This is a genomic window from Synechococcus sp. LTW-R (assembly GCF_014217875.1).
GTDB lineage: Bacteria > Cyanobacteriota > Cyanobacteriia > PCC-6307 > Cyanobiaceae > Vulcanococcus.
The window spans coordinates 977677-990457 of sequence record NZ_CP059060.1 but is presented as its reverse complement, the minus strand read 5'-3'; the positions used below and the strand labels follow the sequence as shown (position 1 = coordinate 990457).

Genomic DNA, 12781 nt, shown 5'->3' with positions numbered 1-12781 from the left:
AACTGGCGAGAATCTAAGAGGCATCGCAAGCGATGCGCCGGCGCGTGAGAATAGCCGCGCTAAAGCGTCGATCAATGGCCGTGCTGACCCGCTGGATCTCCCGAGGAGTGCGTTCTCTCCTGGCCCTCGGTCTGGTCCTGGTGTTGGTGAGCTGCAGTGCGGCCGCGGCAGGCCTGAACTCCTTCCAGAGCCCCGACGGGCGCTACGCCTTCCTCTACCCCACCGGCTGGACCCGGGTGCAGGTCACCGAAGGGCCCCAGGTGGTCTTCCACGACCTGATCAACGCCGATGAGACCTTGAGCCTGGTGGTCTCCGATGTGAACGAGACCAACGACCTCCAGAACCTCGGCAGTGCCGTGGCCGTCGGTGAGAAGCTGCGCCGCGTCGTCATTGCCCCAGAAGGCAGCGGCCGTGAGGCGGAACTGGTGGAGGCTCGCGAGCGGGAAGACGGCGGTCGCACCTTCTATGACCTGGAGTACGCCGTCCATCTGCCCGATCGCGATCGCCATGAGCTGGCGACCGTTGTTGTGGACCGCGGCCGGCTCTACACCTTCGCCGCCAGCACCAACGAACTGCGCTGGCCCAAGGTTCAAGGCCTCTTCCATCAGGTGATCACCTCCTTCACCCTGCGCATCTGATCGCGGCTCCGTTGAAGGCGGTGTTGATCGTTGGCGGCGGGCTAGCCGGCGGTATGCTGGCCCTGGCCCTGCGGGAACGCGGGGTCGAGGTCTCTTTGATCGCCGATCAAGCGCCATCCGCCACGCAATGGAGCTATGGGGTGATCCCGGGCTTGCCCCTGGGCACCTCAGCACTGGCGCTTCAAGCCGCGAAGGCCTCCACCCTCTGGACTGAGCTGCAGGCGCGTTACGGCGAGCTGGGTTGGGGCAAGGCACGCCTTGCGCTCCATGGCGGTAAACCCTGGGCGCCTTTGGTTCCCCTGCCTGCCGCGCAGGTCGACACCGCCCGCTTTCACGCCCGCCTGCCGGAGGTGTTGCGTCAGGCCGGCGTGCGTCTACTGGCGACAGAGGCGCTGCGGGTTCAGTGGGATCAAGGGCAGTGGCTGGTGCCCTGCCGCGATGGCAGCGTCCAGCGCAGCGGGCAACTCGTGCTGGCGGCCGGGGCGGCCTGCCGCAGCCTCTGGCCCGCCTGGCCGGAGGTCCTGCGCGGCAACTGGGCAGGGGTTCTCGAGCTGCCCCACTGCCCGGCAGCGCGCCTGCAGCTTCCGTCCCAGTTCCAGCGCCCGGCGGTTGAACGGCGGAGTGGGGAGCTCAACCAACCCTGCTCGGTCGTCGATGCCGGTTTGGTGCCCCGCGGCGCTGGGGCGCTGCTAGGTCAGATCAGCTGCTTTGCCCCCGGGTTGGCCTTCTCCGCCCCCCCGCCGGGGATGGATCAGGCGTTGCGGAAGGCCATCGCCGCTTCCCCCCTGCCGAAGGGCCTGGCCGAGGCCGAGGGGGTTTGGCATCAGGTGCCCGTGGCCTTCTCCACAACCGGGATACCCTGGGCCGGCCCTCTGCCGGAGGCCCCGGGTCTGTTTGGCTTCAGTGGCTTCAGCGGGGGCTTTGCCCAGATCCCCCTGCTGGCACCGCTGTTGGCGGATGTCTTGGCGACGGGCAGCGCTACGGCGCGGCGGCAGCTGGAGCAGTTGCAGGTGTGGCCGCCCTCCTTTTCATGACGGGCAGCAGGAAATAAAGCGCAGGTGTTAGATGATCGATCTTAAGCACCGCGTGGAGAGCCAATGACGGTGCTGGTCACCGGGGCAGCTGGATTCATCGGGGCGGCTGTGGCCCTGCGCCTGCTTGAGAGCGGTGAGCGGGTGATCGGTCTCGATAACCTCAATGCCTATTACGACCCGGCTCTGAAGCGAGCACGCCTCGCGCGACTAGAGGCTGCCGGTGGCAACTGGTCGTTCCATCAACTGGATCTGGAAAACGGCGCAGCGATCGCTGATTTATTTGAAGCCCAGAAACCAAAGGCCGTCGTTCATTTGGCCGCCCAGGCTGGGGTGCGCTATTCCATCGAAAACCCGGCGGCCTATATCCAGAGCAACCTGGATGGCTTCGGGAATGTTCTCGAGGGATGCCGGCACCAGGGCGTCCAACACCTGGTTTATGCCTCCAGCAGCTCGGTGTATGGCGGCAACCGGCAGATGCCTTTTTCTGAGCAACACCCGGTCAACCACCCGGTGAGCCTTTACGCAGCAACCAAAAAGGCCAATGAGCTGATGGCCCATACCTACAGCCATCTCTATGGCCTGCCGGCCACGGGCTTGCGCTTTTTCACGGTTTACGGCCCCTGGGGCCGGCCGGACATGGCTCCAATCCTGTTCGCCAAGGCAATTCTCAATGGGCAGCCCATCAAGGTGTTCAACCAGGGCCAGATGCAGCGGGACTTCACCTACATCGATGACATTGTCGAAGGTGTGATCCGATGCCTGAAGAAACCCGCCACGGCTGATCCAGGCTTCGATCCGCTCGATCCCAATCCCGCCACCGCCGCAGTGCCCCATCGGCTGTTCAACATCGGCAACTCCCAGCCCACGCCGCTGCTGCACTTCATCGAGCTACTGGAGCAGGCTTTGGGTGTTGAAGCGATCAAGAGCTTTCAACCGATGCAACCGGGTGACGTGATCGCCACTGCCGCTGACACCTCAGCCCTTGAGGCCTGGGTCAGCTTCCAACCCAACACGCCGTTGGATCAAGGCTTGGAGCACTTTGCGGCTTGGGTCAAAGCGCATCCGGAGTTGCTTGGCCTTGCTTAAGTCCAAGCCTTTGAGCCCGCGAATTCAGCCGCAACCGACGCGCCAAACCTGCAGCCCAGCAGCTTGAGCAGCCGCCAGATCAGCGATGGAGCGAGCATCAAACAGCCAAGCCGGCTTGCGCATCCGCCCAGCTAAGTCCTGCCAGTTGAGCTCCGCGAAACTCGTCCACTCCGTGAGGATCAGGACCGCGTCGGCCTGAGCCACCGCCTCCGCAGGTGTGGTCACGCGGTGCCACACGCCATCTCCGCTGAGGGGACTGCCTAGGGGAGCGGTCAGAGGCTGGCAACCAAGGTCAGACGCGATCTGGGTTTCGGGGACCTTGGGGTCGTAGATGGCCAGTTGGGCACCTTCTTCCAGGAGGTCTTGGCAGATGCGAATTGCAGGCGCTTCACGGGTGTCGTTGGTGTCCGCTTTGAAGGCAAAACCAAGAACAGCGATGCGCTTACCGGTCACGGTTCCGAACAACTTCTGCACCACCAGCTGAGCGATGCGGTGCTGCTGCCAGCTGTTGAGCTCCACCACGCTCTGCCAATAGGCCGCAACGTCGTGGAGGCCGTAGTGACCGCAGAGGTACACCAGGTTGAGGATGTCCTTCTGGAAGCAGCTGCCGCCAAAACCAGGGCCAGCTTTGAGGAACTTGGCGCCGATGCGGCTATCAGCGCCAATGGCATGGGCTACCTCATTGACGTCAGCGCCGGTGGCCTCGCAGAGGGCGGCAATGGAGTTGATCGAGCTGATGCGCTGCGCCAAGAACGCGTTGGCGGTGAGTTTGGAGAGCTCAGAGCTCCAGAGGTTGGTGCGCAGGATGCGCTCCTGAGGAACCCAGTGGCCATAGACGCTGGCGAGCGCATCAATCGAGGCGGGGTCTTCCCCGCCAATCAAGACGCGATCAGGGGCCTCCAAATCGGGGATCGCGGTGCCCTCAGCCAAGAATTCTGGGTTGGACAGCACCGAGAAGGTTTTGGGAGTACCCGCTCCCGCAACCTCCCCTTGGGCGGCATTAAGGATGGCCTTCACTGTCTCGGCCGTGCGCACCGGCAGGGTGCTCTTCTCGACCACGATCGTGTGACCCTGAGCGCAGGCCGCCACTTGGCGTGCGGAGGCTTCAATCCAGCGCAAGTCACTCGCCTGCCCGGCGCCGACACCCTTCGTCTTTGTGGGGGTGTTCACCGACAAGAAGACCATGTCAGCCGCCGCAATTGCAGCGTCGACTGCGGTTGTGAAGTGGAGATTTCGTCCACGGCAACGACCAACGACGGCATCTAGCCCCGGCTCGTACACCGGCAGCTTGGAGAGATCCGGGTTGTTCCAGGCATCAATCCGCGCCTGGTTGAGGTCCACCACCGTGACCTGGATCTCGGGACAGCGATCCGCGATTACCGCCATGGTCGGGCCACCCACGTAGCCGGCGCCAATGCAGCAAATGGTGCGGATCATGCGCTCAGAAAACCTCGCGCAAGCCTATGGGCAAACGGGCTGGGGGAACCAGGAGCTGATGAAGAAGCCGCTGAATTTCGCCTCGGGCGTTATTTGAAATCCGGCCTCAAGCAAGGAGCGCGCAAACATTTGTCCGACGGGCTACTCGCTGGGAGCAGGTGTGGCCGCCCTCCAGGTGAGCTCCGGGGTGAGCAGGGCGGCGGGATCCCGCGGCACCGGCAGCAGTTCGCGCAGTAGCTGCGCGTAGGTGATGTTGACCCCGACGGTGGCGTTCAGCCGCTGCACCAGGCTTGCGATCAGGCGCTCCTGGGTGATCGAGAGATCCACCTCGCTCGAGAGGCCCATTTGGTAGCGGAGGCGCACATCGCGGAAGGCCTCCAGGGCCGCGGCGACGCCGCGCCGGGCTGAGGCCAACTTCGCCAGGCTGGCCTCGTGGTTGAAGAAGGCCGCCTCGAGCCGCAGCCGAATCGCGTTGCGGCGGGCGGCGTAGTTCTGTCCAGCCGCTTCCACGCGCCGTTGCAGGGCTCGGGTCTCACCGCTGGTGGTGCCGGCGTCAAAGAGCAACCAGCGGACGCTCAGACCGAAGGACCAGTCGTACCCACTGGTGTTCAGGGTGGGGATGACGGTGGAGCCGCAACAGCCCCCGCCGCTCGTGGTGATGTTGAACTGGTTGACGTTCTGGCCGTAGCTGCCGCCGCCGGCAAACAGGGCGAGCCGCGGCAGGAGTTGGGCCGCGGTCGCGTCCTTCTGCCGGGCCAGGGCCGTTCGGGTGGCGAGGATTGCTTCGAGCTCGGGGTTGCCGCGGTAGGCGGCCAGCAGGCTCTGCTCGAGGTTCAGGGGCCATTGGGGCATCACCGCGATCGGGTCGCTGGCGCTCGGCGTGACCGTGGCCGGCAGGTTCAGCACCAGGGCCAAGCGCCGCCGCGCGATGGCCCGATCGGCGAGGGCCTGGATCAGGGCCTCTTGGTCACTGGCCTCAATGGCGCGGCGGCGCAGCACGTCCACCCGGGGCACGAGGCCCGCCAATTTCAGGTCGAGGGAGTCCTGCAGGATCAGCAGGTCATCGCGGACCGCGGCATCCTGGATGCGCACGTTCTGATCGGCCTGCTGCAGCTGGTAGTAGGCCTCGCTGATGCTCAGCTGCAGCAGCCGCAGCTGGTTGCCGTAGATCTGCCGCTCCCGCTCGAGGACCGCCCGGGCCGCCTGCACCCTGGGCGTGCGGGCGAAGTCCAGGAGGGCGTAATCGAGCTGCAGCCCGGCCGCCCCAACGCTGCTGGATTGGTTGAGATAGGCGCCCCCGTCCGTGGGGACATAGAAGGCGCCCCCCGGTTGAAACAGGGGACCCAGGTTCAGGGTGCCGTTGCCAACGGAAGCGGTGTTGTTGGAGCTGAGCTGGCCGGTGCTGCCGCCGGCGACCGCGCTGATCCTTGGCCAGTAGGTGCCGAGGGCCGCCTGCAGGTCATCGAGTGAGGCCGCCACGAGTTCGCGTTGGGCCTGCAGCTCGGGGTTGTTCTTGAAGCCAATGGCGAGGGCCTCGAGCAGGCTGAGGCCCTCAACGACTCCCTCTTGGAGCTGTTGGGGGCTGGGAAGGCTCAAGGGCGCTGGGGCTGCGGCTTGGTTTGGCTGCAGCGGTTGGCTCGGGGCGCGATTCGGCTCGAGCAGGCTGCCGGGAATCGGTGCGGTGACGGCTTCGCGCGGCGGAATCCCTTGGGGATCGGGGGGGATCAGGGCATCCAGTACCCGCAGTTGCTCATCGAGCGCTTTCCAGCTGCGTTCCAGCTTCTGCACCTCGGCGGAGCTGGCTTCAAGGCCGGGTTGCCCGAACGCCGCCTGGCTGCCAAGGCTCAGCAGCGCCAGGCTGCAGGCCAGGCTCGCGATTCGCCGTGTTGCAGCGACGTGCAACGTCCCCGAGAAGTTGTGATGCAGTCTGCCGACTCTGGCCAGAATCGCTGGAGCCCAGCATCCTGTCGCTATGTGGCAGCAACGGCGGCAGGAACTCCAGCAGCGTTGGCTGGGGTTGAGTGACCACAACCAGGTGGGTGTTTGCCTGGCGGGGGTCGGTGGTGTGCTGGCGCTCTGGGCGGTGTTTTGGCCCGTGCCGACCGAGGTGAGTGGTCAAGGGGTCTTCCTCTACCCGGACAGCGCCGGGGTGCTTAACGCCCGCTCCGGCGGTCAGGTGCTGGATGTCGGCGTCAAGGTCGGTGAGCCCGTGCGCAAAGGCCAGGTCTTGATGACCTTGTATTTGCCCGTGCTGGAGAAACAGCTGGCGCAGCAGCGGGGCAACTTGGCCCAGTTGGAGCGGATTAACACCGATCTCGACCAGCGCGATCTGCGTCGGCTGGAGACCGAACAGCGGGCCGTGGAGGTGGCCCTGGCGAAATTGAGCGACGACAGCACCCGCTACGCCCAGCTTCAGTCCACCTACAGCTCCAAACTCAGCAACCTCGATTGGCTGGCGCGCCGCGAGGTCGTGGCGCCCCTCTCCCGCGAGGTGGTGGCGGTGCAGCAGGGGTTCACCAACACCAGCGTCGACCTGGATGCCGTGAAGATCCAGCGCAAGAAGGTGCTGACCGATTACGAGCAGGTGAAGCTCATGATCGAGACCGAGGCCCTGAACCGCCGCTACCAGATCGACGACCTCAAGCTACAGATCCGCGTCACGGAAGCCCAGATCGCCTACGACGGGGAGGTGGTGGCCGGCCGTGACGGCAACCTGCTCGACATCCAGGTGATCTCCGGTCAAACGGTGTCCACCGGGCAGCGACTGGGGACGATCGGTCGTCCGCAGAAGCCCGGTGCCAAGGCTCCTCCGTTGCGGGCCGTCGCCTACTTCTCTCCCGCCGATGCCCGTCGCTTGCCGCTGGGGTTGCGGATGGAGCTCGTGCCGCAGTGGAAACAGCGCGGGCGCTTCGGCGGCATCGTCGGTCAGGTCAGCCAGGTCCTCACCCTGCCGGCCACCGAGGACGATGTCTCCACCACGACGGGCAACCCCCAGTTGGCCAAGGAGCTCACCAAGGAGGGTCCGGTTATGCGTGCGGAGATCGAGCTTGGGCGCGACAGTTGGAGCAATGACGGCTACCGCTGGACCCTCTCCGGGGGCAGTGGGGTCTTCCCCGTCCGCGATGGCTTGACTCTGAACGCCTACGGCTACGTGGAGTGGCGCTCCCCCTTGAGTTATGTGCTTCCGGGGCTGCGTTCGCTCACCGGCGGCTACCGCACCCTCAGAATTGACGCGCTATGGAACCGTCCCTTCCTCAGGCAGCCCGGAACCTTGGAGTGAAGCTCAAGGCGTTGCGTTTGCCTCCCATCCGCAACGCCCTGCTGCGCAAGGAGTTGCCCTGGTTGGTCGCCGAGGTGGTCTTGCTGTTGATCCTCTTCAACGCCAACGCCCCGGAGCTCTGGTTCTGGCTCGTCGTCCTGCTGGTGGTCCTGGGCTATCGGGTTGAGCGTTGGTGGGCCTCCAGGCCGCAGGCCTAGCGGGGCAAGAGGGCGCCCCAGGTCCGTTCGGCATCCTGCATGGCTTGCTCGGCCTGGCGGCAGAGCAGCAGCCTGGCGGCGATGCGCTCCAGCCGCTCTAGCGGGATCCGGTTCAAGCTGGGGTCCGCCAGTTCGCGGTTTAGATCGAGCCAGGCCTGGGGCAGGGCCAGGGCAGCGCTCGGCGGTGACGGCAGGCTGCGGCGCCGCGCGGCGAGTTGCACTTCCCACTGCTCCAGCCGTGTGCTCAGCGCCCGCAGCAAGGCGGCCTCGCCGGCATGGAGCTGCTCGATCAGGGCGCTGTCGTTCAGGGTCGGTGCCCGGCGCACCATGCCTCCAACCATCAGGATCAGGCGCGAGCAGGCGTCATCCAGGCACTGCACCAGCTGAACGCTGGGATGGCGACTGGCGCCCTCACCGAGTTCAAGTGTGAGCGAGGGGCGCAGGCCCCGCAGGCTGATCAGCCGCGCGCGCAGGCGCCTGTAGTCCGCCAATTCAGGCCCCGCCGCGCTGTCCTGCACCAGCCGCTGGGCCAGGTCCTGGTACGTCAAGCGCAGGTCGCGGAAGAGGTCGCCGTACTGCTTGAGGACGGTGTCGAAGCTTCGCGCCGGCCAGAACAGCCGCAGGCTGAGCAGACCCACGAGGACGCCAAAGGCCGTCCAGAAGAAGCGAAGGGGAATCCAGGTGCCCAGGTTGGTGGAGTGGGAGAGCCAACCCATCACCACGATCAGGCCGCCCACCTTGTAGCCCACCAAGAGCTTCAGCCATCCACCGAGGAGCCGTAGTGCCGCCAGGGTGATCGCGATGGCGATCGGCATCGGCAGATCCCGCAAGCCCCAGTAGCCCACCAGCAGCAGGATCGAGCCGAGCACGGTTCCGAGGAGCCGTTGACGGCCCAACTCGATCGCGCCGCCGTAACTGCCAGTCCCGACTGACACCACGGCCAGTGGGGAATAAAAGCCATAGGCCAAGCCGCTCATCGTGGCGAAGCCATTGCAGAGACCAGCGGCCAAGGCCAGCCGCAATTCGGCGCGGTTGATCAGCATGGCTGTCGTGCCAGGGTTCCGAGGCCGGCGTGCAGGGGGCGGGTCTCTTCTTCAAAGGCCAGCAACTGCAGCAGGGGAAGCCGTTGGGCGAGGGCGAGCGCTTGCCAGCGCTGGGGTGCGCGGCGTGGCGTGGTTTGTCCTGCGCCATGCAGCTGCTGATGCAACCCGCGAATGCTGTCCTGCAGCGGCTCGGCGCGTTGGATGTCGAGCGGGGCCATCCCCTCGATCAAGCGCTCCCAGGCGATCCAGTGGAATTGCACGATCTGCCAGAGCCGCAACCGTTGTTGCCAGCGGCTGGAGCGCAGGAGCTTCTGACGTGGGCCGCGGCGTTCCCGCTCCACCAGGTCCGTCATCCGCATCAGATCGCCCGTCAGGGGGGCGGTGTTCAGGGGCGTCGGCCGCTCGCGCTGGCCCGCCAGCCAGGCCTCGTACCGCGCCAGTTGAGCCTGGAGATCCGAGAGGAGTCGATGGTCGAGGCTCTGCAACTCCCGGTAGCTGTTGCGCGGCCAGAACAACAGACCGACCCCCAAGGCGACCAGGCAGCCCACGACGGTGTCGAGGCCCCGGTTGAAGACGTAGTGCCAATCCAGCGCCTCGTAGCGCGGAATCATCAGGAACATCACGCTCAAGGTGGCGGCCGTACTCAGGCCCGATTGCCAGCCGAAGAGGCGTAGAACCGGAATCATCAACAGGATCGAGACCAGCACACCAACCCAGCCGCTGAGGATGGTGTGGACGACAAAGGTCACCAGGCCGCCCACCACCGTTCCCATCACCCGTGCGGTCGCCGCTTTGACGGTGTGGTCATCGTTGTCATCAACAACAATCACCACCGCCATCAGCGGATACCAAACAAACTCAATCCGCTCAAACCACAGCGCAATCGCCGCCGTGATGAACACCGCTGTGAACATCTTCAGGCTGTTGCGCACCAGCAGGGCGTCCACAGGCCGCGGCGTCGTGGTTCTGCTGGGAGCTTATGGAGAACTCTTGTGATGAGCTCGTTCTTGATTCATGCCTGAGAGTCAACCCGCCTTCTGGAGCCTGAAACCCTGGTGGTGTCAGCCCTGGTCCATCCTGTTGACCGGTGTTCTGGCGATCGCCGGCAGCTGGTTCCTGCTGCACCGCTGGTGGATCAGCGCACCGGTGGCCGTGGCCGTGTTGGCCTGGTGGGGACTGTTTCTGGTTGCCGTTCCTGCGGCCTACCGCTCCGGGATGCTTGAGGAGCCCTAGAAGAGGAACTTGAAGCGCTCGCTGCTGCCGGAGGCTGCAGCGCCCGCGGCGGTGGCTTCTGGCCACTCGGCCTTCCAGTAGCTGATGCCTTCGTGCATAAAGGGACGGCCCCTCAGGCGCTCGGCGTTGAGGTCGGTGCTCCCCATCGCGCTGATCAGGCCGCCGATCTCCATCGGGCCGAGGTCAGTGCGCAGGTCCTTGCCGGCCACGGCCAGGAGCGCGGGAAGGCGCACCAGGCTCTCCGGTCGGGTGATTTGTTTGAAGAGGGCCTTCAGCACCAGGCGTTGGCGATCCAGGCGACCGATGTCACCCATCTCGTCGTGGCGGAAGCGCAGGAAGCCTTCGAGGTCTCTGCCCTTGAGGACCTGGCGGCCGGGCTGCAGATCGATGTGCAGGCCTTGGGTGTTGTCGTGATACCACATGCGCTTGGGCACGTTCACCTCAAGGCCGCCCAGGGCATCCCCGAGGCGCCGGATCACGGCCAGGTTCACCAGGATGTGGTGCCGCACGGGGCGGCCCAGGTGCTTGGAGAGCTCCGCTTTGACGGCCTCGGGGCCGCCATAGGCGTAAAGGGCATTGGCCTTCACGGGGCCAAAGCTGCTGGAGTTGATGTAGGTGTCGCGGGGCACCTGCAGCAGCTTGGTTTCCCCGTTCTGCACACGCATCGTGTACATCACGTCGGTGTTCCCGCCGCCGACGTCGGTGCCGAGGATCACCACATCGGCGTCGCTCAGGCTGTTCCAGCTGCTGAAGGGATTGACGAGCTGATGGCGCTCGCTCACCTGGGGGCTACTGAGGTAGTCCGCCACGGGCGAGGCCAGCAGGAGTCCGCCACCCAGCCCAAAGCCAATCGCGGTCAGCATCGCGCCGCGTTCGTCGCGGCGGTGGGGCATCGTGCTGGCTGGGGCTGTTTTCAGGGTGGGACTCTTCATTCTCACAATTTATTTCTTTTTCTGCCGCCCATCTTGTGGCGCCCCCTGCATTGGTGCCACTTCTTTGGCTGGTTAGAGGGCTAGTGCCTCGTCCTGGCGCAGTCCCGCCTGAACCCGCCAGAGATTGACGTAGGCACCGCCGGCGGCGATCAGCTCCTCGTGGCTCCCGCTTTCGACGATCCGTCCCTGGTCCATGACCACGATCCGATCGGCATGGCGCACGGTGGAGAGGCGGTGGGCGATCACCAGGGTCGTGCGCTCGGAGGTGATGCGATCCAGGGAGCGCTGGATGGCCGCCTCGGTTTCGTTGTCCACCGCCGCCGTGGCCTCATCGAGGATCAGCACGGGCGGGTTTTTGAGGATCGCCCGGGCCAGGGCAATCCGTTGGCGCTGTCCCCCGGAGAGCCGTTGGCCCCGCTCCCCCACCACCGTGTCGTACCCCTGGGGCAGGGCTTCGATGAAGCGGGAGGCCTCCGCCAGCTGCGCCGCCCGCTCGATCGCGGAGCGTGAGGCTTCAAAGCTGCCGTAGGCAATGTTTTCGGCCACGGTCCCGTGGAAGAGGAAGACCTCCTGGCTGACCAGGCCGATGGCCTTGCGCAGGTCCCCCAGCTCCAACGTCTGGACCGGTTGACCATCGAGGCGGATCGTGCCGCTCTGCAGCTCATAGAGGCGCAGCAGCAATTTGACGATCGTGCTCTTGCCGGAACCCGTCGCGCCGACGATCCCAAGCGTGCTGCCGGCGGGGATCTCCAGATCAAAGTCCCGTAGCAGAAGGTCCCTGCCGCTGTAGCCAAAGTTGACCCCCTCAAAACGGATCTGACCGCGAACGCTCTGCCGGGGCAGGGGGCGATCGCCGCTGGGGATCGCGATCGGGGTGTCGACCAGATCCAGCACGCGCTGGGTGGAGGCCATGGCCCGCTGGTAGTCATCCAGGGTGCGGCCAAGGCTCGTCAGCGGCCAGAGCAGCCGTTGGGTGATGAAGACCAAGAAGGAATAGGTGCCGACGTCGATCGCGCCGCGCCAGGCCTGCAGGCCGCCAATCACCAAGATCGCCAGGAAGGCAAAGAGGATCGCGAAGCGAATCAGGGGGATGAAGGCCGCCGAGAGGCGAATCGCCTTCCTGTTACTCCTTTGGTACGCACGGCTCTGTTCGCAGAGACGTTCGCTCTCCCACTGCTCCGCCGCGTAGCTCTTGATCGTCAGCATCCCGCCCAGATTGTTGGCGAGGCGGCTCGCCAGATCGCCGGAGCGCTCCCGCACCTCGCGGTAGCGCGGTTGCAGCCGCTTCTGGAAGTGCAGTGAGCCCCAGAGGATCAGGGGAATGGGCAAAAACGAAACCCCAGCCACCGCCGGTGAGAGCCAGACCATCGCACCGCCCACCGCCAGGACGGTCGTGATCAGCTGCAGAACCTCGTTCGCTCCATGGTCGAGGAAGCGCTCGAGCTGGTTGATGTCGTCATTCAGGATCGCCAGCAGGCGGCCACTGGAGCTGGATTCGAAAAAGCCCATCTCCAGGCGTTGGAGATGGGCGTAGGCCTCCAGCCTGAGCTCGTGCTGCACCGTCTGGGCCAAGTTGCGCCAGAGCAGGGCATAGAGGTATTCGAACAGCGATTCCGCGCTCCAGATCACAAAGGAGAGTCCCGCCAGGACCCCGAGTTGCCCCGGGATCGACGTCACCCCCCAGCTGGCCAGCCAGGAGGTGTCCTGCTGCACCACCACGTTGACCGCTAGGGCGATCAAGACGGGTGGCGCCAGGTCGAACAACTTGTTCAGCACCGAGCAGAGCGCGGCCAACCGCACCAAGCGGCGATGGGGCCTCAGGGTGCGCAACAGGCGGCGCAGTGGGGGTTGGGCTGGGGTCATGGCGCCATTCAAAGGCGCCGGGTTGAATTCAATATGAA

The 12781-nt window shown here is 65.4% G+C and carries 12 protein-coding genes; 6 read left to right on the top strand and 6 right to left on the bottom strand.

What is annotated here, in order from left to right; genetic code table 11:
* Nucleotides 1-74: 74 nt before the first annotated feature.
* The 3 genes from psbP (at nt 75) to H0O22_RS05645 (ending at nt 2758) form a co-directional block, all read left to right on the top strand.
* Nucleotides 75-638: a photosystem II reaction center PsbP gene (psbP, locus tag H0O22_RS05655; RefSeq protein ID WP_185187994.1), complete on the top strand. Its 564-nt coding sequence runs from the start codon at nt 75-77 to the stop codon at nt 636-638.
* A gap of 20 nt (nt 639-658) precedes the next feature.
* Nucleotides 659-1672, top strand: a complete 1014-nt coding sequence (locus H0O22_RS05650; RefSeq protein ID WP_255439563.1) for an FAD-binding protein — start codon at nt 659-661, stop codon at nt 1670-1672.
* A 63-nt stretch (nt 1673-1735) separates the two neighbouring features.
* A complete protein-coding gene (locus H0O22_RS05645) occupies nt 1736-2758 on the top strand; it encodes an NAD-dependent epimerase (RefSeq protein WP_185187992.1) in 1023 nt (340 codons plus the stop codon).
* Between the two features lie 24 nt (nt 2759-2782).
* Here the strand turns inward: H0O22_RS05645 and H0O22_RS05640 are convergent, their stop codons facing one another.
* Together H0O22_RS05640 and H0O22_RS05635 are read right to left on the bottom strand one after the other, a co-directional pair.
* The gene (locus tag H0O22_RS05640) at nt 2783-4195 is read right to left on the bottom strand and encodes a nucleotide sugar dehydrogenase (protein WP_185187991.1); all 1413 of its coding nucleotides are present in this window, start codon (nt 4193-4195) and stop codon (nt 2783-2785) included.
* A 141-nt stretch (nt 4196-4336) separates the two neighbouring features.
* Nucleotides 4337-6097: a TolC family protein gene (locus H0O22_RS05635; RefSeq protein WP_185187990.1), complete on the bottom strand. Its 1761-nt coding sequence runs from the start codon at nt 6095-6097 to the stop codon at nt 4337-4339.
* 70 nt (nt 6098-6167) lie between these two features.
* Between H0O22_RS05635 and H0O22_RS05630 the strand changes: the two genes are divergently transcribed.
* Both H0O22_RS05630 and H0O22_RS05625 read left to right on the top strand, forming a co-directional pair.
* Nucleotides 6168-7475, top strand: coding sequence for an NHLP bacteriocin system secretion protein (locus H0O22_RS05630; RefSeq protein WP_185187989.1), 1308 nt, complete (start codon nt 6168-6170; stop codon nt 7473-7475).
* Between the two features lie 17 nt (nt 7476-7492).
* On the top strand, nt 7493-7672 hold the full coding sequence (locus tag H0O22_RS05625; protein WP_185188326.1) for a hypothetical protein: 180 nt from the start codon (nt 7493-7495) through the stop codon (nt 7670-7672).
* Here the strand turns inward: H0O22_RS05625 and H0O22_RS05620 are convergent.
* Complete coding sequence (locus tag H0O22_RS05620; RefSeq protein WP_185187988.1) at nt 7669-8715, bottom strand: FUSC family protein; 1047 nt, start codon at nt 8713-8715, stop codon at nt 7669-7671. The genes H0O22_RS05625 and H0O22_RS05620 overlap by 4 nt on opposite strands.
* Nucleotides 8709-9662 carry an FUSC family protein gene (locus tag H0O22_RS05615; protein WP_185187987.1) on the bottom strand — a complete coding sequence of 318 codons (954 nt, stop codon included), beginning with the start codon at nt 9660-9662 and terminating at the stop codon, nt 8709-8711. The genes H0O22_RS05620 and H0O22_RS05615 overlap by 7 nt, the downstream gene beginning before the upstream one ends.
* Nucleotides 9663-9729: 67 nt before the next feature.
* Between H0O22_RS05615 and H0O22_RS05610 the strand changes: the two genes are divergently transcribed.
* Nucleotides 9730-9948 (top strand): DUF6737 family protein, encoded by a 219-nt coding sequence (locus tag H0O22_RS05610; RefSeq protein WP_185187986.1) that lies wholly within the window; start codon nt 9730-9732, stop codon nt 9946-9948.
* Here H0O22_RS05610 and H0O22_RS05605 read toward each other — a convergent pair.
* Both H0O22_RS05605 and H0O22_RS05600 read right to left on the bottom strand, forming a co-directional pair.
* Nucleotides 9945-10841 carry an LCP family protein gene (locus tag H0O22_RS05605; RefSeq protein ID WP_185188325.1) on the bottom strand — a complete coding sequence of 299 codons (897 nt, stop codon included), beginning with the start codon at nt 10839-10841 and terminating at the stop codon, nt 9945-9947. The two genes, H0O22_RS05610 and H0O22_RS05605, sit on opposite strands and share 4 nt — an antisense overlap.
* 111 nt (nt 10842-10952) lie before the next feature.
* Complete coding sequence (locus H0O22_RS05600) at nt 10953-12743, bottom strand: ABC transporter ATP-binding protein (protein WP_185187985.1); 1791 nt, start codon at nt 12741-12743, stop codon at nt 10953-10955.
* Between the last annotated feature and the right edge of the window lie 38 nt (nt 12744-12781).

What these genes read in the sequence shown, in the direction of transcription:
- H0O22_RS05640 (WP_185187991.1), bottom strand. Translation starts at nt 4,195, where the DNA reads ATGATCCGCACCATTTGCTGCATTGGCGCCGGCTACGTGGGTGGCCCG.
- H0O22_RS05610 (WP_185187986.1), top strand. Translation starts at nt 9,730, where the DNA reads ATGCCTGAGAGTCAACCCGCCTTCTGGAGCCTGAAACCCTGGTGGTGT.
- H0O22_RS05600 (WP_185187985.1), bottom strand. Translation starts at nt 12,743, where the DNA reads ATGACCCCAGCCCAACCCCCACTGCGCCGCCTGTTGCGCACCCTGAGG.
- H0O22_RS05630 (WP_185187989.1), top strand. Translation starts at nt 6,168, where the DNA reads ATGTGGCAGCAACGGCGGCAGGAACTCCAGCAGCGTTGGCTGGGGTTG.
- psbP (WP_185187994.1), top strand. Translation starts at nt 75, where the DNA reads ATGGCCGTGCTGACCCGCTGGATCTCCCGAGGAGTGCGTTCTCTCCTG.
- H0O22_RS05620 (WP_185187988.1), bottom strand. Translation starts at nt 8,715, where the DNA reads ATGCTGATCAACCGCGCCGAATTGCGGCTGGCCTTGGCCGCTGGTCTC.
- H0O22_RS05605 (WP_185188325.1), bottom strand. Translation starts at nt 10,841, where the DNA reads ATGCCCCACCGCCGCGACGAACGCGGCGCGATGCTGACCGCGATTGGC.
- H0O22_RS05645 (WP_185187992.1), top strand. Translation starts at nt 1,736, where the DNA reads ATGACGGTGCTGGTCACCGGGGCAGCTGGATTCATCGGGGCGGCTGTG.